This is a genomic window from Azospirillum soli, assembly GCF_017876165.1.
Lineage (GTDB): Bacteria > Pseudomonadota > Alphaproteobacteria > Azospirillales > Azospirillaceae > Azospirillum > Azospirillum soli.
Map to the genome: position 1 here is coordinate 1 of NZ_JAGINQ010000020.1, position 24,571 is coordinate 24,571.

At 69.8% G+C, this 24,571-nt stretch carries 23 protein-coding genes and 1 rRNA gene; 15 read left to right on the plus strand and 9 right to left on the minus strand.

Translation table 11 applies throughout. The annotated features are described in order from the left end of the window. Positions 1-88, plus strand: a 5S ribosomal RNA gene (gene rrf, locus J2852_RS24315); the annotation flags it as partial. 245 nt (positions 89-333) lie between these two features. On the opposite strand, the gene J2852_RS24320 is transcribed toward rrf, so the two are convergent. The 6 genes from J2852_RS24320 to J2852_RS24345 form a co-directional block, all read right to left on the minus strand. After that, positions 334-1,452: a hypothetical protein gene (locus J2852_RS24320; protein WP_209880704.1), complete on the minus strand. Its 1,119-nt coding sequence runs from the start codon at positions 1,450-1,452 to the stop codon at positions 334-336. Next, positions 1,424-1,810, minus strand: a complete 387-nt coding sequence (locus J2852_RS24325; RefSeq protein ID WP_209880706.1) for a metal-sulfur cluster assembly factor — start codon at positions 1,808-1,810, stop codon at positions 1,424-1,426. Before J2852_RS24325 ends, J2852_RS24320 begins: the two co-directional genes overlap by 29 nt. A 24-nt stretch (positions 1,811-1,834) precedes the next feature. Next, the gene (locus J2852_RS24330) at positions 1,835-2,176 is read right to left on the minus strand and encodes a DUF1858 domain-containing protein (RefSeq protein WP_209880708.1); all 342 of its coding nucleotides are present in this window, start codon (positions 2,174-2,176) and stop codon (positions 1,835-1,837) included. Between the two features lie 28 nt (positions 2,177-2,204). Then, positions 2,205-3,410 carry an NnrS family protein gene (locus J2852_RS24335; protein ID WP_209880710.1) on the minus strand — a complete coding sequence of 402 codons (1,206 nt, stop codon included), beginning with the start codon at positions 3,408-3,410 and terminating at the stop codon, positions 2,205-2,207. Positions 3,411-3,508: 98 nt separating this feature from the next. Next, on the minus strand, positions 3,509-4,234 hold the full coding sequence (locus J2852_RS24340) for a Crp/Fnr family transcriptional regulator (RefSeq protein ID WP_209880712.1): 726 nt from the start codon (positions 4,232-4,234) through the stop codon (positions 3,509-3,511). Positions 4,235-4,380: 146 nt separating this feature from the next. Beyond that, complete coding sequence (locus J2852_RS24345) at positions 4,381-5,298, minus strand: LysR substrate-binding domain-containing protein (RefSeq protein ID WP_209880714.1); 918 nt, start codon at positions 5,296-5,298, stop codon at positions 4,381-4,383. A 163-nt stretch (positions 5,299-5,461) separates the two neighbouring features. Here J2852_RS24345 and J2852_RS24350 point away from each other — a divergent pair, with 163 nt between their 5' ends. From J2852_RS24350 to J2852_RS24400, 11 genes are all read left to right on the plus strand, one after another. Then, positions 5,462-6,496: an ABC transporter substrate-binding protein gene (locus J2852_RS24350; protein ID WP_209880716.1), complete on the plus strand. Its 1,035-nt coding sequence runs from the start codon at positions 5,462-5,464 to the stop codon at positions 6,494-6,496. A 280-nt stretch (positions 6,497-6,776) separates the two neighbouring features. Beyond that, positions 6,777-7,829 carry an ABC transporter ATP-binding protein gene (locus J2852_RS24355; RefSeq protein ID WP_209880717.1) on the plus strand — a complete coding sequence of 351 codons (1,053 nt, stop codon included), beginning with the start codon at positions 6,777-6,779 and terminating at the stop codon, positions 7,827-7,829. A 35-nt stretch (positions 7,830-7,864) separates the two neighbouring features. Continuing rightward, entirely contained in the window at positions 7,865-8,785 is a 921-nt protein-coding gene (locus J2852_RS24360) for an ABC transporter permease (RefSeq protein WP_246499951.1), read from the plus strand. Beyond that, complete coding sequence (locus J2852_RS24365; RefSeq protein ID WP_209880719.1) at positions 8,782-9,582, plus strand: ABC transporter permease; 801 nt, start codon at positions 8,782-8,784, stop codon at positions 9,580-9,582. The genes J2852_RS24360 and J2852_RS24365 overlap by 4 nt, the downstream gene beginning before the upstream one ends. An 8-nt stretch (positions 9,583-9,590) precedes the next feature. Then, the gene (locus J2852_RS24370; protein WP_209880721.1) at positions 9,591-10,721 is read left to right on the plus strand and encodes an NAD(P)/FAD-dependent oxidoreductase; all 1,131 of its coding nucleotides are present in this window, start codon (positions 9,591-9,593) and stop codon (positions 10,719-10,721) included. Next, complete coding sequence (locus J2852_RS24375) at positions 10,702-10,998, plus strand: (2Fe-2S)-binding protein (protein ID WP_209880723.1); 297 nt, start codon at positions 10,702-10,704, stop codon at positions 10,996-10,998. The genes J2852_RS24370 and J2852_RS24375 overlap by 20 nt, the downstream gene beginning before the upstream one ends. Next, entirely contained in the window at positions 10,995-12,404 is a 1,410-nt protein-coding gene (locus J2852_RS24380) for an FAD/NAD(P)-dependent oxidoreductase (RefSeq protein ID WP_209880725.1), read from the plus strand. The genes J2852_RS24375 and J2852_RS24380 overlap by 4 nt, the downstream gene beginning before the upstream one ends. A 13-nt stretch (positions 12,405-12,417) precedes the next feature. After that, positions 12,418-13,560 (plus strand): NAD(P)/FAD-dependent oxidoreductase, encoded by a 1,143-nt coding sequence (locus J2852_RS24385; protein ID WP_209880727.1) that lies wholly within the window; start codon positions 12,418-12,420, stop codon positions 13,558-13,560. A gap of 35 nt (positions 13,561-13,595) precedes the next feature. Beyond that, the gene (locus tag J2852_RS24390; RefSeq protein WP_209880729.1) at positions 13,596-13,943 is read left to right on the plus strand and encodes a RidA family protein; all 348 of its coding nucleotides are present in this window, start codon (positions 13,596-13,598) and stop codon (positions 13,941-13,943) included. A gap of 37 nt (positions 13,944-13,980) precedes the next feature. Further along, positions 13,981-14,745: a transporter substrate-binding domain-containing protein gene (locus J2852_RS24395; protein ID WP_209880730.1), complete on the plus strand. Its 765-nt coding sequence runs from the start codon at positions 13,981-13,983 to the stop codon at positions 14,743-14,745. 31 nt (positions 14,746-14,776) lie between these two features. Next, positions 14,777-15,124: a RidA family protein gene (locus J2852_RS24400; protein ID WP_209880732.1), complete on the plus strand. Its 348-nt coding sequence runs from the start codon at positions 14,777-14,779 to the stop codon at positions 15,122-15,124. A gap of 43 nt (positions 15,125-15,167) precedes the next feature. Here J2852_RS24400 and J2852_RS24405 read toward each other — a convergent pair whose 3' ends face one another. From J2852_RS24405 to J2852_RS24415, 3 genes are all read right to left on the minus strand, one after another. Further along, positions 15,168-15,929, minus strand: coding sequence for a universal stress protein (locus J2852_RS24405; RefSeq protein ID WP_209880734.1), 762 nt, complete (start codon positions 15,927-15,929; stop codon positions 15,168-15,170). 197 nt (positions 15,930-16,126) lie between these two features. Then, entirely contained in the window at positions 16,127-16,933 is an 807-nt protein-coding gene (locus J2852_RS24410; RefSeq protein WP_209880736.1) for an alpha/beta hydrolase family protein, read from the minus strand. Positions 16,934-16,937: 4 nt separating this feature from the next. Beyond that, entirely contained in the window at positions 16,938-18,068 is a 1,131-nt protein-coding gene (locus tag J2852_RS24415; RefSeq protein ID WP_209880738.1) for a DUF3182 family protein, read from the minus strand. Positions 18,069-18,324: 256 nt separating this feature from the next. On the opposite strand from J2852_RS24415, the gene J2852_RS24420 reads away from it, so the two are divergent. The 3 genes from J2852_RS24420 to J2852_RS24430 all read left to right on the plus strand — a co-directional run bounded on the left by J2852_RS24420 (position 18,325) and on the right by J2852_RS24430 (position 24,553). Continuing rightward, on the plus strand, positions 18,325-18,801 hold the full coding sequence (locus J2852_RS24420) for a GFA family protein (RefSeq protein ID WP_209880740.1): 477 nt from the start codon (positions 18,325-18,327) through the stop codon (positions 18,799-18,801). 102 nt (positions 18,802-18,903) lie between these two features. Then, positions 18,904-19,203, plus strand: a complete 300-nt coding sequence (locus J2852_RS24425; protein ID WP_209880741.1) for a cupin domain-containing protein — start codon at positions 18,904-18,906, stop codon at positions 19,201-19,203. Positions 19,204-19,342: 139 nt separating this feature from the next. Next, entirely contained in the window at positions 19,343-24,553 is a 5,211-nt protein-coding gene (locus tag J2852_RS24430; protein WP_209880743.1) for an alpha-2-macroglobulin family protein, read from the plus strand. Positions 24,554-24,571: the final 18 nt, after the last annotated feature.

A 24,571-nucleotide genomic window follows, 5' to 3' on the forward strand; every position in this document is an offset into this window, starting at 1 on the left:
CCCGATCCCATTCCGAACTCGGCCGTGAAACGCCTCAGCGCCGATGGTACTGCGTCTTAAGACGTGGGAGAGTAGGTCGCCGCCAGGTCGCCACGGCGCGCACAGCTCAACAACACCAACGGCCACACACAACGAACGCTCAACGAACCGTCACTCGCATGTCTTCCCAACGATCACCGAAACCGGCCGCTCCCAATAGGAGCGGCCGGTTTCGCGTTATTTGGGGCTGCCTTCGTGGAAGCGTGGGGGGCGGTCTCGTCGAGGAAGACCAACCGCACTCAGAGCGCCCCCGATTCGGGTTTCATGTGCGATGCTCTTTGCGCCGGGACAAGTTCACCGCGAACGGCGCCCGCGAACGGCGGCCCCGACGGTGAGCATCGCGAAGAGAAGGATGGCCGCCCCGTTGCCCAGGCCGGCGCAGGCGCGGATCTCAACCCAGCCCATCAGGTCGGCCAGCATCCGCAGGCCAAGCGTGGCGTGGAGCAGGGCGACATGGGCGAAGAAGATAGGCGTGTAGGGGACTGTCACCCGCAGCAGCGCCGGCAGAATGATCGGGGCGTGGGCGAAGACCATGGTCACCACAAACCCCAGGAAGACCGCGTGCAGTGCCGCGTCGCGGACGAAGGCCGCGCCGGACCCGTCGCCGAGCGCGAGCAGCCCGGCAATCCCCAGCCACAGATAGCCGCCCAGAAGGCAGGCCGCCACGTACCGGACGAGTCCGGTCTGGCGGATGGTGCGCCGGGCGATGTCGTAGCGCGCCAGCCAAAGCGCCATCGCCAGCAGCCCCGGGCCGAGGGGGACGAGGCCCGCATCCGGTTCCCAGGAGGACAGGGCGATGCCGCCCAACAGCAAACTGCCCGACGCTAGGAACAGCAGGCTGCGGCCCGGCGGCGGCTTCAGCACGCGGCTCAACTCCAGCCGTTCGCCCGCGATCACCAGCACCAGGAAACCGATCCACCAGGGCACGGCCTGGGCAACCGGCAGACCGCCCGCCCACAGCAGGTTTCCCACCAGCCAGCAGGCGCAGCCGCCGGCCAGCACCGCCGTGTGCAGGGCCGGATACCGGCGCAGCACGAGCAGGCCGCCCGCCAGCAGGATCGCTCCGGCCGCGACGGCCATTCCGGCCGCCAGCCCCGGCGAGCCGCCGGCAATCAGCAGCAGTCCGGCGACGCCCGAGGCGGCCGGCGCCAGATACGGCCAGTACCCGCCCATGGCGACGGCGCGTTCCAGGCCGATCACCGTGCCGAACAGTGCCACGACCATCAATGGCCCGTGATGGACCGCCAAATCACCCTCGGCCCCGGGCACGGCAATGCCGAGCCGGGCCAGCCCACCGAGCAGGCCCGCCGCCATGGCGGCCACGGCCAGGGCCAGAACGGGTCCGCGTTTCAGGGCGACGGAAGGGCCGCGCGACGCGGCGGCGCTACCAGCCAAGTTGCCTGCGTGCATCATCGCTCATCATCGAAGGTTTCCAGGGCGGGTCCCAGACCAGACGGACATCCAGGTCCGGCACATCGGGCAGCGCGCGCCGTATGGCCGCCCGCGCGTCGGCGGCGACGGTCTCGCCCAGAGGGCAGGTCGGGGTGGTCAGGCTGATATCGACCCGGACGCGCTCCTCGGTCGCGTCGATCGCATAGAGCAGCCCGAGATCAACGATGTTCAGGCCCAGTTCCGGATCCAGAACCGTCCGCAGCGCAGCGCGGATCGTGTCGTCCAGCGGGGATGTCCCGTCATGAACCGGAACGGTTAGTGGGGGCTCGTTTGCGTGTGCCCCGCCGCCCAATCGGGTGAGAAAATCCGTCCATCCCATCGCGTCCCCCTTTCTCGACCATGGTCAATCATGCCGTGGCGGCGCCCCGACCTCTTTGTGCCCGCGCAAGCTTCGAACCGTTTGCGCCGGCGCCGGTTCCTCAGCCGGAGGGCGGTGCGGCAGGGGCGGCTGGACCGGGCCGGTGGTGAGTCCGCCGTCCGTCGTCGCGGCGAGGTCGGACAGAAGGACCTCCACATCGATCCCGTAGGCCCCTGCCGCTTCGCGCAACGTCATGAAGGGAGCCATCGCGCAGCCGGGGCAGGCCATGCGGCGATGCAGGAACACCGACAGAAGGGACGGCCATTCCCGCATGAGGTCGGCCACGGTCCGGTCGGGGGAGGGGAGGGGCGTGCCTTGGAGAGACATGGCAATGTCTTTCGGCAATGTCTTTCGCTCATCCCGGCCGCCCGTCCACGCGCGGGCGCAGCAGCATCGGGGCGTAATCCAGGACGAACAGGCCGAAGGCGAGCGTCCAAAGCACGCCGGCCACCGCAAGCCCGTCGGCGTAGTTCACGGAGGAAAGCAACGGCGCAGCGATGCGCACGAGCGCCGCCAGCGTCAGCAGGACGTAGCCGACTGCCGTGGCGCGCGGCGCGACGAGCTTCCGGCCGGTGTGGCCGAGCGCGGCCCGGCTCATGACCCCCAGGATCATCGTGGCAAAAGCGCCGGCGGTCAGGGCGTGCAGCCAGGTCGCGCCGACGGCGGCATCGCCGAGCAGCCAAGCGGCCTTGAGCCCCAGGGCCACGACGATCCACCCATAGCCGACGTGAAGGATCCACAGCAGCGGGTCATGCAGCGTCCGGTCGCTGCGCCAGCGGGCGAGCCGCACCGCGTGGGCCGACGCGGCGGCCAAGGCGAGCACACCGGCCATCGCCGAGGCGGGCAGGAACACATCGACGGCGATCACCGCGACCGTCAGCGCCAGCGCCAGGGTATCGACGGCGGACGGGGAGCCGACCTCGGTCGTATCGCCGCGCGCCCGCAGCGCGTTCCGGGTGAAGGCCGGAACGATGCGGCCACCGATCACGGCGATCATCATCAGCACAACGCCGGTCACCAGCGCGATTCCCTGAGCCTGCGTTCCCGAGGTCAGGCCGTGCCATTCCAGCCGGAACAGCAGGTTCCCCACCGTCATCAGGCCGAGCAGCAGCAGGAACGCGGTGTTCCGCCACTTGCCGGCGCGCAGCAACGGCATGGCGAGGGCGGCTCCCAGCGCAGGAAAGAAGGCGAGATCGACCACGGTCGCACCCCAGCCATCGGCGAAGGGCGGCAGGCTGGCGATCCGTCCGGCCAGCCATAGGGCGACCAGGGCGGCCAGCGGACGGCCGGCAAGCGCGCTGGTGCCCGTCCAACTCGGCACGGCGGTCAGCAGAAAGCCAGCGATGGCGGCGCTCGCGAAACCGAACAGCATCTCATGGGCGTGCCAGGACATCGGCGCCACATCCCCCGGCAGCGGCAGGGCGCCCGTCAGCACGAGAAGCCAGATAGCGACCAGGGCCGGCGCCGACAGCCCCGCCAGCAGGAAGAAGGGACGAAAGCCGTACTGAAACACCACGAAGGGCGGTGCGCTCGGGCGCGGATCGACGGTCTGGACAGCCATGGGAAGGCGACTCCGAATCCTGGAATGCACGTGCCGTCCTCGGCACCGCATCAGGATAGGGGGATCGCCGTCGCGGCTCTTTGCGCGGGAGCAAACGCTCAGTCCTTTGGGGTGGCCTCGGTCGTCGGGGGCAGATCCTCGGCAATGGCGATCAGCGCGTGGGGTTTGCGGATCACCACATGCTGACGGCTGCTTTCGACGATGCCCTGGCTCTCCCAGGCCGACAGGGTGCGGCTGACGGTGTGGAGCGTGGTGCCGGTCATTTCCGCCACGTCCTGGCGCGAGAGCGGGAAGTCGATCTCCACCCCATCCTCGACCCGGCGCCCGGCTTGGCGGACAAGGCGGACCAGCGCGTGGGCGATTCGCCGCTCCACCCGCTGGGTGGACACCTCGCGCAGCCGGTTCTGTACCTCCTGCAAGCGCTGTCCGACAATTGCCAGCGCGTTCAGGGCGATGCGCGGGTGCCGCTCCATCAGCGCAGTCATCGTCGCGGCGGACCAGTGGATTTCCACGCAGTCCGACACGGCGACGGCGTCCGCCGGATAGGTTCCGCCGGTGAACATCGCCAGCGTGCCGAACATCTCGCCAGGGCCGATGAGGCGCATGACCACCTGCTGCCCGTCGGCGCCGGCCTGGACGATCTTCACGCGACCGTCGATCAGCGCGTGGCCGCCGGCACCTTCGTCGCCCTGCGCGAAGACCTGCGTCCCTTTCGGAACGCGGCGCGTGCCCGCCTGACGGACCACGTCGGCCAAGGCCTCCCCGTCGAGCCCGGCGAACAGCGGCATCCCATGCAAAACGGCTGGATCGGGGGTGAGCGCCATGCGTCCTTTCTGCTCCCTTGCGCTTCCGGCGGTGGCCGTTGCCGCTACTCTAACCGACTGGCGGCGATTGTGCCGCCGAATAGGCTGCTTTTCGACCCGCGAGAATGCTCAGGACCGATCGGGATGAAGGGCCAGCCGCAATTGGGTCATAGCGTCCTGCCGCCTGTCCCGACGGAGCCGAAGGCCGCGATCTCGGAACGGAAGCCCTCCAGGAAATCCTGGGCTAGCGTCGACAGGGACCGCTGGGCCGAGCGCAGCATGACCATTTCGACGTCGATGCGCGGCTCGAAGGGGCGGACGACGACGCCGGCGCCGGCGTATTCCTCCGCCGTGAAGGGATCGACGATGGCGACGCCGGCCCCGGCGGCCACCATGGCGCAGGCGATCATGGTCAACTGGGTTTCGATGCGCAGCTTCCGATCCACACCACGGTCGGCGAAGGCCGCGTCGATCCGGTAGCGCAGCAGGGTCGATTGCCCCAGCGAGATGAAATTCTCGCCCCGGAAATCCTTGGGCTCCAGGCTGGGCTTGTCGGCCAGAGGGTGCAGGCTCGGTACGATGGCGACGGCCGGCACGGTCGGCAGCCTCTCGCTCAACACCGTGCCGTGCTCGACGGGTGTTTGTCCGAAGCCGAGTTCGCATTGCCCGGCAGTTACCCAATCCAGCACCTGCGTCGAACTGCTACCCCACAGCGACACGTCCACGCGTGGCCGTTGGTGCAAAAACCGGGCGACGAAGCGCGGCAGAAAGCCGATGGCGAGCGCCGGCATCGCCGCGACCCGCAAGGTGCCGGCACGGCGCGATTGCAAGTCGCGCGCCGCCTGTTCGATCCGCTCCAGCCCGACGAAGGAGCGTTCCACCTCCTGATAGAGCGCCAGCGCTTCGCTGGTGGGCGTGATCCGGGACCCGCGCCGCTCGAACAGGGTCAGCTTCAGCGCGTGCTGGAGATCGGCGATCAGGCGGCTGACCGCCGGCTGCGAGATGTTCAGCAATTCGGCCGCCGAGGTGATGCCGCCGGCCAGTATGACGGCGCGAAAAGCTTCGATCTGTCGAGGGTTGAGCACGCGGCGGTCCACTCCGGACGGGGTCAGAACGCCGCATCATAACATTTGAGCATGGTGGCCCTCAATAATTCGATTTGACGGTTATATGTTGGGGAGGCAACCATCTTCTCGTGCGACAAAATATCCACCGCTGGATGCCAAACAAGAACGAGGAGAGGGAGAGATGCGGGCTTTCGTCTACGGCTTGATGGCGACCGCCGCCGTGTGGTGCGGAACGGCTGAGGCGCAGCAGAAGACGCTCTACGTGGCTGCCTACGGCGGTTCCTTCGAGCAGACCATGCGCAAGGAGATCATCCCCGCCTTCGAACAGAAGCACGGCGTGAAGATCGAATACGTCGCCGGCAACTCCACCGACAACCTCGCCAAGCTCCAGGCCCAGAAGGGCAACCAGCAGATCGACGTCGTGATCCTCGACGACGGCCCGATGTATCAGGCGGTGGCCCTGGGCTTCTGTTCCGATCTGGCGAAGGCCCCCATCTACGACGACCTCTACGACCTCGCCAAAATGCCGTCCAACAAGGCGGTGAACTTCGGCGCTGTCGGCACCGGCATCGTCTACAACAAGAAGGTCTTCGAGGAGAACAAGTGGCCGGCGCCTGCCTCCTGGACCGACATCGAGGATGCCAAGTACAAGAAGAAGCTGGTTATTCCGCCGATCAACAATTCCTACGGCCTGCACGCGCTGGTGATGATGGCGCGCCTCAACGGCGGCGGCGAGAAGAACATCGAGCCGGGCTTCAAGGAATTCCGCGACAAGATCAACCCGAACGTGCTCGCCTACGAGCCGTCGCCCGGCAAGATGACCGAGCTGTTCCAGAGCGGTCAGGCGACCATCGCCGTGTGGGGTTCGGGCCGCAGCAAGGCGCTGGCCGACACCGGCTTCCCCGCCGCCTTCGTCTATCCGAAGGAGGGCGGCATCGTGCTCGCCTCCGCGGCCTGCGCGATCCAGGGCAGCAAGCAGCCGGCCGAGGCCCAGCAGTTCATCCAGCACATGCTGATGCCGGAAGCGCAGAAGTCGCTGGCGGTCAGCGCCGGCTTCGGCCCGGTGAACAAGAAAGTCGAGCTGACGCCCGACCAGCAGGTCGGCCTGCCCTACGGGCCGGAGCAGATGAGCAAGCTGCTGGTCGTGGACTGGGACACCATCAACGCGAACCGTGAAGCCTGGAACAAGCGCTGGACCCGCGAGATCGAGCGTTAACACCACTCTGACAACGCCGAGGAGAGGCCGGTTTGGGGGCAAAGCCCGTCTCCCCTTGTGGGAGAAGGGTTGGGATGAGGGGTGTTCGCCAAAGGCGAAAGGCCAATCAGGACTCTTCCCCGTCCTGCCGGACGCTACACCCCCTCACCCCAACCCCTCTCCCACGAGGGGAGAGGGCTTTGCCCAACCGCCAAGCCTTTCTCGACAGAATGGAGTGGCAACACCCCCCTCTCCCGTCCCTGGCGGGAGAGGGGCTCTGCCCGGACGTGGAGACGGAACCATGGCCTACCTTGTCCTCGATACGCTGACCAAGCGGTTCGGCCCCTGGCTCGCCGTGGATGGACTGTCGCTGACGGTCGAGAAGGGGGAGCTGATTTCGCTGCTCGGCCCGTCCGGCTGCGGCAAGACCACCACGCTTCAGATGATCGCCGGCTTCCTCGACCCGACCGCCGGACGCATCACGCTGGACGGGGCCGATCTGCTGGTGAAGAAACCCAACGAGCGCGGGCTCGGCATCGTGTTCCAGAGCTACGCGCTGTTTCCGCACATGACGGCGGCGGAGAACGTCGCCTTCGGGCTGGAGATGCGCGGCGTGCCCCGCGCCGACCGTGACCGCATGGTGACGGAGACGCTGAAGCTCGTCGGTCTCGGCGCGTTCGGCGACCGCTACCCGCGCCGCATGTCCGGCGGCCAGCAGCAGCGCGTGGCGCTCGCCCGCGCGCTGGTCATCAAGCCCAACCTTCTGCTGCTCGACGAGCCGCTGTCCAACCTCGACGCCAAGATGCGCGAGGAGATGCAGATCGAGTTGCGCCGCATCCAACGCACCGTCGGCACCACCATGATCCTCGTCACCCACGATCAGGCGGAGGCCATGGCCCTGTCCGACCGCGTGGTGGTCATGAACAAGGGCAAGGTCGAGCAGGTCGCCGCCCCGCAGGAGGCCTACGACCGCCCGGCGAGCGCCTTCGTCGCCAACTTCCTCGGCCGCACCAACCTGCTCCAGGGCACGGTGCGCCAGGACGGCGGGGCGCGGCGCATCGACGTGGCCGGCGCGGTCTGGCCGGTCGTGGACGCGGTTCCCCCCGGCCCTGGCGTGATGACCGTCCGCCCCGAGAAGGTCTCCTTCGTTGCTGATGCCGGCGTGCCCGGCCTGGTGCAGGCCCGCGTCTTTCAGGGCACCCAGTGGCTGTTCGAGGTCGAGACCCCGGCCGGTCCGATGATGGTGATCCGCCAGAACGACGGGCAGGTCCTGCCGCAGGAGAACGAGCGCGTGATGGTCGGCTGGCGCCCCGAGGATATGCGGGTGATGGCCGGTCAGGTCGGTGCGTCATGACCGCCGTGCCGAGCGACGACTCAAGGCGCTACGACATGACAACCGATACCTCCCCCGCCAGCACCGTCGCCGCATCGGCCCCGCCGGCCTCCGCCCCAGCGGACCGGCCGTCCCCGGTGCCCTACCTGCTGAGCCTGCCGGCACTGGCGCTGTTCGCGGTGCTGCTGCTCGTCCCGCTGGCCATGACGGCGCTGCTGTCGCTGAACGGATTCAGCTTCTACACCGGCATCCAGGACGTCTGGAGCCTGTCCAACTACATCGAGATCGCGTCGGACAGCTATTTCCACGAGGTGTTCCTGCGGACCTTCCGCATCGCCTTCCTGGTGACGCTGCTGGCCGCCGTGCTCGGCGCGCCAGAGGCCTACATCCTGCGCCGCATGAACTCCCCCTGGCGGGGCATCTGCCTGCTGATCGTGCTGGGGCCGCTGCTGATCTCGGTCGTGTCGCGCACGCTGGGCTGGGCGCTGCTGTTCGGCTCCACCGGCCTCATCAACCAGGCCTTGCTGGCGGTCGGGCTGATCGCGACGCCGATCGAGTTCATGTACACGGAAACCGGCGTGGTCATCGCGCTGACCCACGTGCTGGTGCCCTTTATGGTGCTGTCGGTGTGGGCGTCGCTCCAGCGGCTCGACCCGCAGATCGAGAACGCGGCCCTGTCGCTGGGCGCCAAGCCCTTCACCGTGCTGCGCCGTGTGGTCCTGCCGCAGGTCATCCCCGGCATCCTGTCCGGATCGATCATCGTCTTCGCGCTGGCGGCCAGCGCCTTCGCCACCCCGGCCATCATCGGCGGGCGCCGGCTGAAGGTCGCCGCGACGCTGGCCTACGACGAGTTCCTGAACACGCTCAACTGGCCGCTGGGCGCCGCCATCGCGATCCTGCTGCTGGTCGCCAACGTGGTCATCATCGTCGGCTGCAACCGCCTGATCGAGCGTCGCTACAAGCAGGTGTTCGAATGAACCGCAACGGCCCCCTCGCGCTCGTCTTCCACACGCTGTTTCTGGGCTTCCTGCTGGCGCCCATCCTGATCGTCTGCGCGGTCGCCTTCACGTCCGAGGGCTACCTGTCGCTGCCGACGAACGGGCTGTCGCTGCGCTGGTTCTACGCCATCGCCGACAACCCGGAATTCGTCCGTGCCTTCCGGGACAGCCTCGTGCTCGGCGCCGTGTCCTCCACCTTCGCGGTGGCCTTCTCCATCCCGGCGGCGCTGGCCATTGCCCGCCACCGCTTCCCCGGCCGTGAGGCGATCACGGCGCTGTTCCTGTCGCCGCTGATGGTGCCGCACATCGTGCTGGGCATCGCCTTCCTGCGCTTCTTCACGCAGATCGGGCTGGGCGGCACCTTCGCCGGTCTGGTGCTGAGCCACATCATCATCATCCTGCCCTTCGCGCTGCGCCTGATCCTGGCGGCCTCCACGGGCATGGACCGCTCCATTGAGAACGCGGCCTCGTCGCTCGGCGCCTCTTCCCTGACCACCTTCCGCCGGGTCACGCTGCCGCTGATCCTGCCGGGCGTGGCGAGCGGCTGGGTGCTGGCCTTCATCAACAGCTTCGACGAGGTGACGATGACCGTCTTCATCGCCTCGCCGGAGACGACGACGCTGCCCGTGCGCCTCTTCCTCTACATCCAGGACAACATCGACCCGCTGGTGGCGGCCGTGTCCGCGGCGCTGATCTTCATGACCGTGGCCGCGATGCTGGTGCTGGACCGCCTGTACGGGCTTGAGCGGCTGCTGGTCGGCCGCGGACAGGAGTGAACCCAACCATGAGCGCACACAACAGGCCCGATTACGACATCGCCGTGGTCGGCGGCGGGCTCGTCGGGTCGGCGACCGCCTGGGGCCTCGCCCGGCTGGGGCAGAAGGTCGCCATCCTGGACGAGGGCGACATCGCCGTCCGCCCGTCGCGCGGCAACTTCGCGCTCGTCTGGGTCCAGGGCAAGGGGCTGGGGATGCCCGAATACGCGGGCTGGACCAAGGGCTCCTCCGACCGCTGGACCGGCTTCGCCGGCATGCTGCGCGACCAGACGGGCATCGACGTGCATTACGAGCGGCCGGGCGGCTTCATGCCCCTGCTGTCGGAGGCCGAGGTCGAGGCCCGCGCCGCCCAGCTGAGCCGGCTGCACAACCAGCCCTCCATGGTCCGCTACGACTACGAGATGCTGGACCGCGCCGCCGTCGCGAAGGAAATGCCCTACATCGGCAAGGACGTGGTCGGGGCGAGCTACTGCGCGCTGGACGGCCACTGCAACTCCCTGCGGCTGCTGCGCGCGCTGCACGCGGGTCTCGGCCTCCACGGTGCCGCCTACCTGCCCAACCACCGGGTGGAACGGATCGAGCCGCGCGACGGCGGCTTCCGCCTGATCACGTCGGCCGGAGAGTTGGGGGCCGGCAAGGTCGTGCTCGCCGCCGGCCACGACAGCGCGCGGCTGGCGCCCATGGTCGGGCTGTCCGCGCCCGTGCGGCCGGAACGCGGCCACATCATCGTGACGGAGAAGACCGCGCCCTTCCTGAAGTTCCCGGTCGGCTACATCCGCCAGACCGACGAGGGCGGCGTGATGATCGGCGACAGCTTCGAGGACGTCGGCTTCGACACCACGGTGCGCAACGGCGTCACCTCCACCATCGCGGAGCGCGCCATCCGCATCTTCCCGCTGCTGGGCAAGCTGAACGTCGTGCGGACCTGGGCGGCGTTGCGCGTCATGAGCCCGGACGGCTTCCCGATCTACGAACAGTCGACCAGCGCGCCCGGCGCCTTCGTCGCCACCTGCCACAGCGGCGTGACCCTCGCCGCCAACCACGCCCTCGCGCTGGCGCCGCACATCGCGGCCGGCCGCCTGCCCGAGGAGTTCACCGTCTTCAGCGCCCGGAGGTTCGATGTTCCAAAGGCTGCCTAACGCGTCCGGCGAGCGCGTCTCCTTCACCATCGACGGGCGCCCGGCCGAGGCGCTGTCCGGCGACAGCGTCGCCGCCGCCCTCTTCGCCAACGGGGTGCAGACCTGCCGGTCCACGCCGGTGTCCGGCGCCCCGCGCGCGCCCTACTGCATGATGGGCGTGTGCTTCGACTGCCTCGTCATCATCGACGACGTGGGCAACCAGCAGGGCTGCCAGGTGCGCGTCCGCCCCGGCATGCGGGTCGAGACCCAGAACGGCAAGCGGGAGATCGCCCGATGACGACACGTTACGACCTTGCCGTGATCGGTGCCGGCCCGGCCGGTCTGGCCGCCGCCACGCTGGCGGCGAAGCGGGGCGTGTCCACCGTCCTGCTGGACGAGCAGCCCGCCCCCGGCGGCCAGATCTACCGCGCCATCACCCAGACCCCGGTGCGCAACCCCAGCGTCCTCGGTTCCGACTACTGGCACGGCGCCGACCTCGTGGGGCCGTTCCGCGACAGCGGCGCCGACTATCTGCCCGGCAGCACGGTGTGGAGCGTCTCGCGCGGGCTGGAGATCGGCCTGTCGCGGGAAGGGGCGGCGCGGCTTCTGCCGGCCAAACACATCATCCTCGCCACCGGCGCGCTGGAGCGGCCCTTCGCCATCCCCGGCTGGACCCTGCCGGGCGTGATGGGCGCCGGTGCCGCGCAGATTCTGCTGAAGACCTCCGGCCTCGTCGCCTCGGGCAACGTGGTGTTGGCGGGCACGGGGCCGCTGCTGTGGCTGCTGGCGTGGCAGTACCTGCGCGCCGGGGCGCGCATCGACACGATCCTGGACACCACCCCGCGCGAGAACTGGCGGCAGGCCATGCCGCACATGACCGAGTTCCTGCGCTCCGGCTACATCGGCAAGGGCCTGAAGCTGCTGCTGGAGGTCCGTCGCAAGGTCAAGGTGATCGGCAACGTCTCGGCCCTGCGAGCGGAGGGCGACGGGCGCGTGCAGTCGGTCGTCCACCGCCAGGGCGACGGGGCGGAGGCGCGGCTTCCGGCCGACACGCTGCTGCTGCACCACGGCGTCGTCCCCAACATCAACCTCGCCAACGCCATCGGCTGCGCCCAGAACTGGGACGAGGGGCAGCGCTGCTGGGTCCCGACCGTCGACGACTGGGGCGCCACGACGGTGGAGGGCGTCTCCATCGCCGGCGACGGTGCCGGCATCGCTGGCGCGCTGGCGGCGGAGCACCGGGGCCGGCTGGCCGCGCTGGACGCCCTGCACCGGCTCGGCCGCATCGACCGGGCGGAGCGCGACCGCGACGCTGCCCCGCACCGCGAGGCGCTGGACCGGGCGCAGCGCGGGCGCGTCTTCCTCGACACCCTCTACAAGCCGGCCAGGGACTTCCGCGTGCCGCAGGACGACACCATCGTCTGCCGCTGCGAGGAGGTCACGGCGGGGCAGGTCCGCGAGGCGGTGAAGCTGGGGTGCAGCGGGCCGAACCAGACCAAGTCCTTCCTGCGCTGCGGCATGGGTCCCTGCCAGGGCCGGCTGTGTGGTCCGACCGTGACCGAGGTGATCGCCGACGCGCGCGGCGTATCCCCGGCCGAGGTCGGCTATTACCGCCTGCGCCCGCCGGTGAAGCCGATCACGCTGGCGGAACTGGCCTCGCTCCCCAAGAGCGAGGACGAGATCAACGCCGTGCTGCACCACTGACGGGGAGGCGGCGATGCCCGAACCCGCAACGTCTCAGCCTGACGTCATCGTCATCGGCGGCGGCCTGCACGGCTGCTCCGCCGCCCTGCACCTATCCTTGCGCGGGGCCAAGGTGCTGGTGGTCGAGAAGGACTACATCGGCCGCCACGCCTCCGGCGTGAACGCGGGCGGCGTGCGCCAGCTCGGCCGCCATGTGGCGGAGGTGCCGCTGTCGGTCGCCTCCATGGCGCTGTGGCACCGCATCGCCGAACTGGTGGACGACGACTGCGGGTTCGAAAGCCACGGCCAGATCAAGGTCGCCGAGACCGAAGCTGAACTGGACCAGGGCCGGGCGCGCGTCGCGCAGCTCAACGCGCTGGGCTTCACGCACGAGGAGGTGGCGGACCGGGCGGAGCTGCGCCGCCTCGTCCCCGCCATTGCCGACCACTGTGTCGGGGCCGTCGTGTCCCGCCGCGACGGGGCCGCCATCCCCTACCGCACCACCTTCGCCTTCAAGCGCAAGGCGGAAAGCCTCGGCGCGCGCTTCGCGGAAGGGGCGGCGGTGACCCGCGTCGCCCGCTCCGGCACGCGCTGGCGCGTCGAGACGGCGGACGGTGGGCGGTTCGAGGCGCCGGTGCTGGTCAACTGCGCCGGGGCCTGGGCCGGCCGCATCGCCGCCCAGCTCGGCGAGCCGGTGCCGCTGGAGGTCATCGCCCCGATGCTGATGATCACGGCGCGCATGCCGCCCTTCCTCAAGCCCGTGGTCGGGGCGACCGGCCGGACGCTGTCCTTCAAGCAGTTCCCCAACGGAACGGTGCTGATCGGCGGCGGGCTGCTGGGGCGGGCCGTGCCGGACGAGAACCGGACCGAGCTGGACTACGCCAAGATGTCGGTCAACGCCCGCACGGTCTGGGACCTGTTCCCGAACATGCGCGGCGCCACCATCGTCCGCGCCTGGGCGGGGATCGAGGGGCGCATGCCCGACGACATCCCGGTGATCGGCCCCAGCGGCACCGAGGCGGGCGTGTTCCACGCCTTCGGCTTCTCGGCGCACGGTTTCCAGCTTGGCCCCATCGTCGGGCGGATCCTCGCCGATCTCATCACCGACCAGACCACCGACCTGCCCATCGACGCCTTCCGCATCCAGCGCTTCCGCCAGACGGCGGTCGCCGCCTGACCACCCCACACCGACCCCATTCAGGAGACACGAGCGTGCCGATTCAGCGCGTCCACCCCGGCCCGCGGATGAGCGAGATGGTCATCCACAACGACACCGTCTATCTGTCGGGCCAGATCGCCGACGATGGTTCCACCGACGTGGAGTCGCAGACCCGCGACGTGCTGCGCCAGATCGACGCCCTGCTGGCGGAGGCCGGCACGGACAAGAGCAAGCTGCTGACCGCCACCGTCTACCTCGCCGACATCGGCAGCTTCGCCGCCATGAACGCGGCCTGGGACGCCTGGGTGGACCGCGCCAACCCGCCGACCCGCGCGACGGTCGAGGCGCGTCTGGCCGCCCCCGAATACCTCGTCGAGATCGTCGTCGTCGCGGCGCGCTGAGCACGGCCCAGCACCACCCACCATCCCGGAGCACATCATGAAACGTCTGGCCATCGGTCTGGCGCTGAGCCTCGTCGTCTCCTCGTCGGCCCTGGCGCAGGGATCCGCCGTGCGCATCGCCACGGAGGGCGCCTACCCCCCGTTCAACTTCACCAAGCCCGACGGGCAGGTCGCCGGCCTGGAGGTCGAGCTGGCCGGCGCGCTGTGCGAGCGCATGAAGCGCCCCTGCACCGTCGTCACCCAGGACTGGGACGGCATCATCCCCGGCCTGATGACGCGCCGCTACGACGCGATCATGGCGACCATGAACATCACGCCGGAGCGGGCGAAGGCCATCGCCTTCTCCAACCCCTACATGGTCGTGCCCGCCTATTTCGTGGCGGCGGCCGGGTCGCCCATCGACGGCTCCGCGCAAAGCCTGAAGGGCAAGAGCGTCGGCGCCCAGACCTCGACCACCCATTACCGCTACGTCGAGAAGCACTTCGGCAAGGACGTGTCGTTGCGGAGCTACGACACCGCCTCCAACCTGCTGGCCGACCTGAAGAGCGGCCGCATCGACGCGGCGATCACCACCGGCGCCACCGCGTCGGACTGGGTGAAGGCCGACACGGCCAAGAGCATCCAGCTCGTCGGCAAGCCTCTGATCGACGCGGACGTCTTCGGTCCGGGCGTCGGCGTGGGCCTGCGCAAGGAAGACACCGAGCTGAAGGCGGCGTTCGACGCGGCCATCGCGTCGGTCGTCCAGGACGGCACGCTCGCCCGCATCGCGGCGAAGTACGTCGATTTTTCCGTCACCCCCTAACCCATCAATCACCAAGAAACCGGAGAGATTCGTGGTTAAGCGCATCGAAAAGACCAAGATCATGCACCGCGCCGTGGAGCACAACGGCATCGTCTTCCTGGGCGGCATCATCGCCGACGACGTCAGCGTCGGCATGCAGGGCCAGACCGCCCAGATCTGCAAGAAGCTGGACGCCGTGCTGGCGATGGCCGGCACGGACAAGACCAAGCTGCTGTCCGCCCAGCTCTTCATCACCAAGATGGCGGCAAAGGACGAGATGAACGCCGCGTGGCTGGAGTGGCTGGACGGTAACGACCTGCCGGCGCGCGCCACTATCGGCGTCGCCGACCTCGGCGACCCGTCGATCCTGATCGAGGTGGTGGTCACGGCCGCCGTCTGACGGTTCGCGTGGGCGGGTGCCGGCTTCGGGACCCGCCCGATCGTCAGTGCGCCATCAGCACGGGCAGGGTCATGCCGCGGAGCATGGCATCGGTCATGCCGCCGCGAAACAACTCATCCAATGGCGAGCGTCTGTAGGCGCCCATGACGATGAGGTCCGCGCCGATCTCCATCGCCTTGGCTTGCACCGCGGACGAAATGGCGCGCTTGTCCGCATCCACGGTTTCGGCGCGGGCTCGAACACCCCGTTGCGTAAGGTCGTAAGCCAGGCTCCGGCCGTTTGAATCCTGCGTGCTCCCCGCTCGGACCGACAGCACGACGACGTCTTTCGACCGCTCCAGGAGTGGTCGGGCGTCGTGCACGGCGCGGGTCGCCTCCCGGCTGCCGTTCCAGGCGATCAGCGCGGTATCGCCGACGCGCTCGCAAGCGGTTGCGTACGGCACGACGAGCACGGGACGCCCGCAGGCGACAATGACTCCTTCGGGGCCAAGGCCGGCGGTCAGTTCGGGGTCGCGTTGACCGACGATGACAAGGTCGGCGGTTTGCGCCTGCCGTACGATGAAGTCTTCCTCCAGACCGCTGATCGGGAGCCACAGACCGGGAAGGTCGGCGCGGCGCAGCTGATCTAAAAAGTCCCGTTCCGTGGGGGCGACCGTCTCCGCATCCGAGGTTTCGAGGTCGGCATCGCCCAGGCCGGCACCGATGAGCCGCGCCCCGAACCGGCGCGCGAGGTCGGCGGCGATCTGGAGCCGGTTGGCGCAAGCCGCCGACGTATCGACGTGGACGAGGATGGTCTTGAACGGCATGGAGCCCTCCCGATCCGGTGAGGCGATCCCTGGGCACATCGCACTGGGTCAGGATAGGCGCTGTGTCCGGGCTGGCGGAAGCGGCGCGGCGGGACATGACCGACGGTCAGTTCGGCGCTCGTTGGTGCCGCCGGTCGTCATAGGTGGCTTTGGCATCGCGACGTCTATGTCGCGGCCGTCTTTATACCTCGCTGGCCTCATGCCTCGCTGGGCGGCTGCCGCTGCGGCATGGGCTGCCGGTGCGTGTGTGCGGCCGGCGCAGTGCCCCCCTCGCGCGCGCCCAGCACCATCTCCGCCGCCCACGTCACGAGAAGCGACGTGTAGGCCTGTTGCCATGGCTCCTCCGACAGGCCGTGGTCCGCCCCCTCGATCACCCGGTAGGTCAGCGAGTGTGCCTTTTCAAACGCCTTTCGGTAGTTGGTGATGACCGGGTGGGGAACGATGTCGTCGTGTTCGGATTCGACGATCAGCACGTCGCCCTCGAACGCCGCGCACGCCTTCAGCGCCCGGTTTTCGGCCGCGCGCACCACGCCCCGGCGGTAAGTCGCCAGCTCGTCGCGGTCGAGCCGCCGCTTCGGCACGCCCCAGTCCTCGTCCTTGTAGAGCGCCGGCACCCGCAAGGCGAGCCAGCGGACGGGCCGCAGCGAACTGAGGATCGTCGCCAGATACCCGCCGTAGCTGCTGCCCACGACGGCGATGGCCGCCGGATCGACGTTCCGCTGGCTGGCCAGCACGTCGTAGGCGGCGATGACGTCGCGCAGATTGTCCTCACGCGTCACGGTCTCGAACTGCGCGTCGGTGCGCGCGTGCCCGCGCAGGTCGAAGGTCAGGCAGACGCAGCCCAGCGCGGCGATCTCCCGCGCCCGCGCCAGATATTGCTGCTGGTTGCCGCTCCAGCCATGAACGAACAGGAAGCCCGGAACGGCCGAGGCTGGGCTGACCACAGTCCCGGCAATGTGCTGATCGTCCACCGCGATATCGACCATCTCTTCGCGCGTCGTCATCGGCTCACCCAGCGTCCACCCGTTCGACCAGCGTGTATTTGGTGATGAAGCCCACCCGTTCGTCCGTGCCGCGGAAATCCACGGTCGCCTCCGGGGGCGGTGTGGCGTCCTCACCGTAGGCCTCGACGCAGGTGGCGCGAACCGCCGGCAAGGCCGGATCGCGCCGGAAGGCCTCCAGCGCCGCGATCTCGGCGCCGCTGGCCCCGCCGATGCGCCAGGATTGTTCCAGCACACCGGAGCGTCGCCGCCCGCGCGAGTCCAACCCCTGAACCACGTCATAGTTGCGGCGCGACGCGAAGAAGCCGGGGAAACAGGCGGTCGCGGCCTCGTCGTAGGCACAGGCCTGCATCACCGCCAACCGCGCCGGCTCGGGAAGCTCAAGGCCGAGCACGGTGTCGAAGCCGCCCCGCCAGACCGTCAGGTCGGAGCCGCCGTAGACGGCCTTGCCGCCGTTGTCCGCTGTCAGGCGCTGCGTGCCATAATAGGTCGCCACGAGATCCCCGACACGCACCTGACCGACGCTGAAGGTCGTCACGTCGCCGAGATCTTCCTCCAGCACCAGACCGCATTGGGACAGTTCGGTGGGATCGACCGCATCGAGCACGGCCGTCAATTCGGCGTCGTCGCGGGCGACGGCTTGCCCGCGCCCGCCCGTTTCGCGCACCGGCTTGACCCGCACCGGCCCACGGTCGAGCAGGCGCCGGCCGGCAAGACGCGCGTCCTCGGGGGTGAAGGCGGTGAAACCGGGCAGGACGACGTTCTCAACCCGCCGGCCCATGTCGATGGACCATCCGGCCGGCGCGACCGCGTCCGGTTCGACAAGCGGGTGGGTGATGGCCTTGGTGGCGACGAAGGCATGGGGGACGACGCCGCCGAACAGGTCGTGTTCTCCCCGGATGCCCAGGGCGCTTGCCGCCTCCAGACCGATGAGGGTGTCGCTGGGAAGGACGTAGACGGGATCGTCGTAGCGACGGGCCGGATCGAACTCTTCGACCGACGCGAAGCCTTTGAGCGCGGCGAGCCTGTGCGCGATCGCGAGATGGGTGGCCCGTTCGTGGCTGCGCGCGTAACAGCGCTCGCCGGGCCGATACAGGACCACACCCCGGTCCGGCTGTGAGGGCACCTTCCGCGTCATCCTGCCTCCCGCAACAGTGCAACGCTGCAACAACCGCTCCGTGACGGCTCCATTGCCTCTTTGATGGAAATAGATGTTACCGGCCACTTCCAAAGAGGGCTGGCGATGAGCGACCTGCGCGAGCGCCTGTCCCCGTGGGCATCCCGTGCGAATGGGCAGCGTTGTCCGCAGGGATGGCGGGGACCATCCTTCCTGGAGCGGAGAGCGCCATCAATATGGTGCGCGACCGATCTTCGGGCGATCAGGGAGAGCAACGATGCGGCTTGACGGTTCCTGCCACTGCGGCGCGGTGCGGTTCTCGGTGGAGGCCTACGCACCGGTCCCGTATCTGCGCTGCCACTGTTCGATCTGCCGCAAGACGGCGGGCGGCGGCGGATACGCCATCAACCTGGGCGCCCGAGCCGACACGCTGGCGGTCACCGGTGAAGAGAACATCACCGTTTTTCACGCCGTCATCGACGGCGACCCGAGCCCGGCCGAGCGCCGCTTCTGCGCGCGCTGCGGGTCGGCGCTGTGGCTGTGGGACCCGCGATGGCCCGACCTCCTCCATCCGTTCGCGAGCGTCATCGACACGCCCCTGCCCGAGCCTCCGGCGCAGGTCCATATGATGCTGGGCTCAAAGGCCAACTGGGTGCGCGTCGATGCCAAACCGGACGAGGCGCGCCACGACGCCTATCCGTCGGAATCGCTTGAGGAATGGCACCGCGCCCACGGATTCCTCGCCAAGAACTGAGCGCCGGTGCCCCTCGATTCCCCGTTTCCGGCGGCTTGGACGCAGAGTTCGTTTGCGTACCCACTTCCGCGCGCTACACTCGGGGAAACAAAAGGAGGGTCAATGAGCACGCGACCGCAAGCCGTTTCCGCAACGCATGTCGAGAATGAGCGCACCCGCGTGACGGAATGGCGCCTCGTGCCCGGCGCCGAAACAGGAGCGCACGTCCACGAGTACGACTACGTAATCGTGCCGATCACGCCCGGCACCTTCCATATCGTGGACCCGGACGGCACGGTGCGGCAGTTCCCACTCGAACCCGGACGGTCCTATTTCCGCAAGGCCGGAGTCAGCCACAACGTCATCAACGACGGAAGCGCGGACATCGTGTTCGTCGAGGTCGAACTGCTTCAGGAGGGGTGAGGCCCACCCGTTCCGCCGTCCGCCGACGCGCCGCCCCGGTGGCGCGTCGGCGTGTTCCATATCCAACCTTTCGCCAGTCTCGTTGTGCGAACCGGAAACTGCTAAGCTCCCGCGTCTCACAACCGGGGAAGAGCCCGCCATGGTTCGTCTGCTCGCGCCGTTTGGGCTTTTCCTGCTCGTCCTTCTGTCCGCAACGGTGTCCTGGGCGCGCTTCGACCCTCCCGGACTGGCCGCCGACGCCGGGACCTACGCCACCGAATTGCGCCTGAAGGCGCCGCCGCAGGTCAGCCCGCAGCAGCGCGACAAGGCGGTGAAGGACGCCCAGGCCGCGCTGACCAAACGCGACTGGCCCAAGGTGGTGGCGGCGTTCGAGTCGGCCGTGGCGCTGGGCGCCGACGGCACCGCGACCTGGATGGCGCTGTCGGAAGCATGGCTGGCCCTGCCCAAGCCGAACCGCGACCGCGCGCTTCAATCGGCCTACACCGCCTACGAGGTGGCCGCCGATCCGGCCGAGCAGGTGACCGCCCTGTGGCGCCTGACCACGCTGCTCGACGAGACCTTCTCCCAGCCGGAAACCGCGCTGCTGGCGGCGCGCGAGATCACGCAGGTGGTCAAGGACGCCGATCCCCCAGTCGATCTGAACGCCAGGGCGCCGGGGCTGGACGCGCGCATCGCGGCGCTGCGCCAGAAGGTCGGGCTGATCGTCAAATCGGTGCGGGTCGATTCCGACCAGACCGTGCCGCGCGCCTGCATCCGCTTCTCCGACGCGCTCAGCGCGCGGAAGGGCATCCATTTCACCGATTTCGTGGCCCTAGAGCCGGCGGTGCCGAAGGCCCCCGTCGAGGCGCGCGGCGACACGCTGTGCATCGGCGGGCTGGCGCACGGCGTCGCCTACACGGCCACGCTGCGTCAGGGGCTTCCGGGCACGGACAGGATGGCGCTGAAGGCCGATTCGGCGCAGCGTTTCCGCGTGTTCGACCGCAAGCCGCTGGCGGCCTTCCGTGGCAACGGCTTCATCCTGCCGCGCGCCGGAAGCGAGGGCATTCCGCTGGTCACCGTCAACCTGCCGGCGGTGACGCTGAAGGTGCTGCGCCTCAACGACCGCGCGCTGGCCGCCCGCATCCGGAACCAGACGGTGACGGAAGCTCTCGGCGCTTACGACGCCGAAAACCTCGCCGACGGCGATGGCGAGCTGGTGTGGACGGGCCGCATGGATGTGGCCGGCGAGCGCAACCGCGAGGCCACCACCGCCATCCCCTTCCGCGAGCTGGTCCCCGCACCCAAGCCCGGCCTCTACGCCGTGGTCGCGACGCCGGTGGACGTGCCGCAGCACGACATGCCCTACCCCCTCGCCACGCAGTGGGTGCTGGTTACCGACGTGGCGCTGACCAGCTTCCAGGGCGCGGACGGCATCACCGTCTTCGCACGCGCGCTGTCCACCGCCAAACCGATGCCGGGCGTCGAGGTGGCGCTGGTTGCCCGCAACAACGCCGAGCTGGCGCGCGTCACCACCGACGATCTCGGTCGCGCGCGCTTCGCGCCCGGTCTGGCGCGCGGCACCGGCGGCAACGCGCCGGTGGCGGCGATGGCCTACGCAGGCGCCGACTACGCCGTGCTGGACCTGACCACCGCCGCCTTCGACCTGTCCGACCGGGGCGTCGGCGGTCGGGCGGCGCCGGGGCCGATGGACGCCTTCGTCTACACCGACCGCGGCGTCTACCGGCAGGGCGAGACGGTCAATCTGGGCATCCTGCTGCGCGACGACCGGACGGAGGCGGTGGAGAATTTCCCCCTCACCGTCAAGGTGCTGCGCCCCAGCGGCACCGAGTATTATTCCGGCCCGGCGCCGGCCGGCCCGCAGGGCAGCTTCTTCCTGCCGATCGCCCTGACCCGCACGGCGCCGCTCGGCGGCTGGACGGTGGAGGCCTACACCGACCCGAAGGGCCAGCCGGTCGGCCGCGCCACCTTCCAGGTCGACGATTTCGTGCCCGAGCGGCTGGCCGTGGACCTGACGCCGCCCGCCCCCTTCATCGAGCCGGGAAAGCCCTTCGACCTGCTGGTCCGGGGGCGTTTCCTCTACGGCCCGCCGGCCGCCGGCCTGCCCGGCACGGCGGAGGTGTCGGTGCAGGCCGACCCCGCCCCCTATCCCCAGCACAAGGGCTTCCGCTTCGGGCTGGTGACGGAGACGGTGAACGCCAAGCTCGAACAGCTCAGCGTTCCGACCAGCGACGCGAACGGCGAGGCGCGCGTTGCCGTCGCGCTGCCGGCGCTGCCGGACGTGACGCGCCCGCTGCGCGCCGAACTGCGGGTCACCATGGCGGAGCCCGGCGGCCGTCCGGCCCGCGCCAGCCTGAGCGTGCCCGTGCGCACCAAGGACCACGCGCTCGGCATCCGCCCCCGCTTCGACGGCCCCCGCCTCGGCGAAGGGCAGGAGGCGGCGTTCGACCTGATCGCGGTGGCGCCCGACGGCGCGGCCATCGCCAAGCCGGCCGTGGCGTGGGAGCTGATCGAGGAGCACACCACCTTCCAGTGGTACATGACCAACGGCCGCTACAGCTACCGCGCCACCACCCGCGACATCCCGCGCAAATCCGGCACGCTGGACGTGGCCGCCGACCGGCCGGCGGCGCTCAATCTCGGCGCGCAGCCCTTCGGCCGCTACCGGCTGGAGGTCAGCGACAAGGCCACCGGGGTCGCCAGCTCCGTCCGGTTCCTGTCCGGCTGGGAGATGGCCGACGAGTCCGCCGACACGCCGGACAAGCTGGAGCTGGTCGCCGACAAGCCCGCCTACCGCCCCGGCGAGACGGCGAAGCTCCGCCTCAGCCCGCCCTTCGCGGGCGAGGTGCTGCTGACCGTCGCCACCGACCGGCTGCTCGACACGCGCGCCTTCAGCGTGCCGGCCGGCGGCACGACCGTCGATGTGCCGGTCGATCCCGCTTGGGGGCCGGGCGCCTACGTCACCGCGACGCTCTACCGCCCGCCGGTCGCCGGCAAGGAACGCCAGCCCGTGCGCGCGCTGGGCGTGGCGTGGCTGGGGCTCGACCCGGCGGCCCGCCGCCTCGACGTGGCGCTGAACGCCCCGCCGGTGGTCCGCCCGCGCGGCCCGGTGACGGTGGAGCTGTCGGTGACGCCGGCCTTGGGCCAAGCCGAGGACGCCTATGTGACGCTGGCGGCGGTGGACGAGGGCATCCTGCGCCTCACCGGCTTCCCGTCGCCCGATCCGGGCCGGCAGTTCTTCGGCAAGCGGCTGCTCGGCCTCGACATCCGCGACGATTACGGCCGGCTGATCGAGGCGCTGGACGGCCCTTACGGCAAGCTGCGGGAGGGCGGTGACGCCAGCGGCGCGGCGCTGCCGGTGGTGCCCTTCACCGTCGTCTCGCTGTTCCAGGGACCGCTGAAGGTCGGGCCGGATGGCACGGTGCGCGCCACCCTGGACATCCCCGACTTCAACGGAGAGCTGCGGCTGATGGCGGTCGCCTGGTCCAAGGGCCGCGTCGGCTCGGCGTCGGGACGGCTCACCGTGCGCGACCCGCTGGTGGCGGAGGCGGTCATGCCGCGCTTCCTGGCGCCGGGCGACGATAGCCGCCTGACGCTGTCGCTGCACAACGTCGATGGTCCAGCCGGCACCTTCACCGTGGCCGTCACCGGCAACGAGGCGGCGGCGGTGGAGAACGGCGCGCTGACGCTCGACCTCGCGGCCGGCGAGCGGCGCAGCATCCCCCTGCCGTTCAAGGGCGTGACGGCCGGCATCGGCCGGGTCGATCTGGCGGTGACCGGATCGGACGGGGCGGCGGTGCGCCGCTCCTACGGCATCACCGTGCGCCCGTCCCGTCCGGTGGAGACGCAGTTCCTGACCCGCGAGCTGCCGCCGGGGGCCAGCGTGACGCTCGCCGCCGCCGACCTTGCGGCCTACGTGCCGGGCACCGCGACGCTGGCCGCCAGCTTCGGAACCGCGCCGCCGTTCGACGTAGCCGGCACGCTGCGGGCGCTCGACCGCTACCCCTTCGGCTGCCTGGAGCAGACCATCAGCCGGACGCTGCCGCTGCTGGCGGTGCGCGACGTGGAACTGGCCATCGGGGCCAACCCGGACGAGACGGCCGAGGTGCGCGTCGCGTCGACCATCGCCCGCACCCTCGACAAGCAACGCTACGACGGCGCCTTCGGCCTGTGGAGCGCCCGCGACGAGACGGACCCCTGGCTTACCGCCTACGCCGTGGAGTTCCTGGCCCGCGCCAAGGCCAAGGGCCACGCAGTGCCCGAAAAGCCGCTGGCCGACGCGCTGGCGTGGCTGCGCCAGCACGCCATCGACGGCGGGCGCGGGGAGGGGCAGCTCGCCAGCCGCGCCTACGCGCTGCACGTTCTGGCGTTGAGCGGCGTGTTGACGCCGGGGCCGGCGCGCTACTTCCACGATGCCTTCCTCGACCAGCTGCCGACCCCGCTCGCCAAGGGGCAGCTCGGCGCCGCGCTGGCCCGGCTGGGCGACCGCGAGCGGGCGGAAAGCGCCTTCTCGGCCGCCGTGGAGCGGCTGGCGCGCGAGCCGTGGCACGAGGATTACGGTTCCACCGTGCGCGACGCGGCGGCTCTGGTCACCCTGCTGGGCGAGACCGGCATGACGGGCAAGCGCCTGCCCGCGCTGCTCGACCGGCTGCCGGCCTCCGGCACGGCGGCGAAGCTGACCAGCACGCAGGAGAAGGCGTGGATCGTGCTGGCCGCCGAGACGCTGAGCCGGGGCGGCGCACCCCTGGAACTGACCGTCACCGGCGCTGCCAAGCCGAAGGGCGATCCCTTCAACCTGCTGCCCGACGCCGCCCAGCTCGGCCGTGGGGTGGAGGTGGGCAACGCGGGCAAGGCGGCGGTGTGGCAGGCGGTATCGGTGTCCGGCATTCCCGCGCAGCCATCGCCGGCGGCGCGCGAGGGGCTGCGCATCAAGCGCAACTTCTTCACCCGCGACGGCCAGCCGCTGAACCTCGACCAGATCCGGCAGAACGACGTGTTCGTCGTGGTGCTGGAGGGCGAGGCTAGCACCAAGCTGTTCCATCAGGCCGCCATAACCCACCCGCTGCCCGCCGGATGGGAGATCGAGAATCCGCATCTCGGCGCCGCCGGCACCGACGATCTGCGCTGGCTGACCGACCTGACCCCGACGCGCACGGCGGAAGCGCGCGACGACCGCTACGTCGCCGCGCTGGACCTCACGGCGGAGGCGCCGACCTTCAAGCTGGCCTATCTGGTGCGCGCCGTGACCCCCGGCAGCTACGAGCTGCCCGGCGCGGTGGTGGAGGACATGTACAAGCCGCGCTTCTTCGCCCGGCAGGCCGCCGGGCGGATCGCCGTCCATCCGGTGGAGTAGCGAATGACTGGGCGAGGA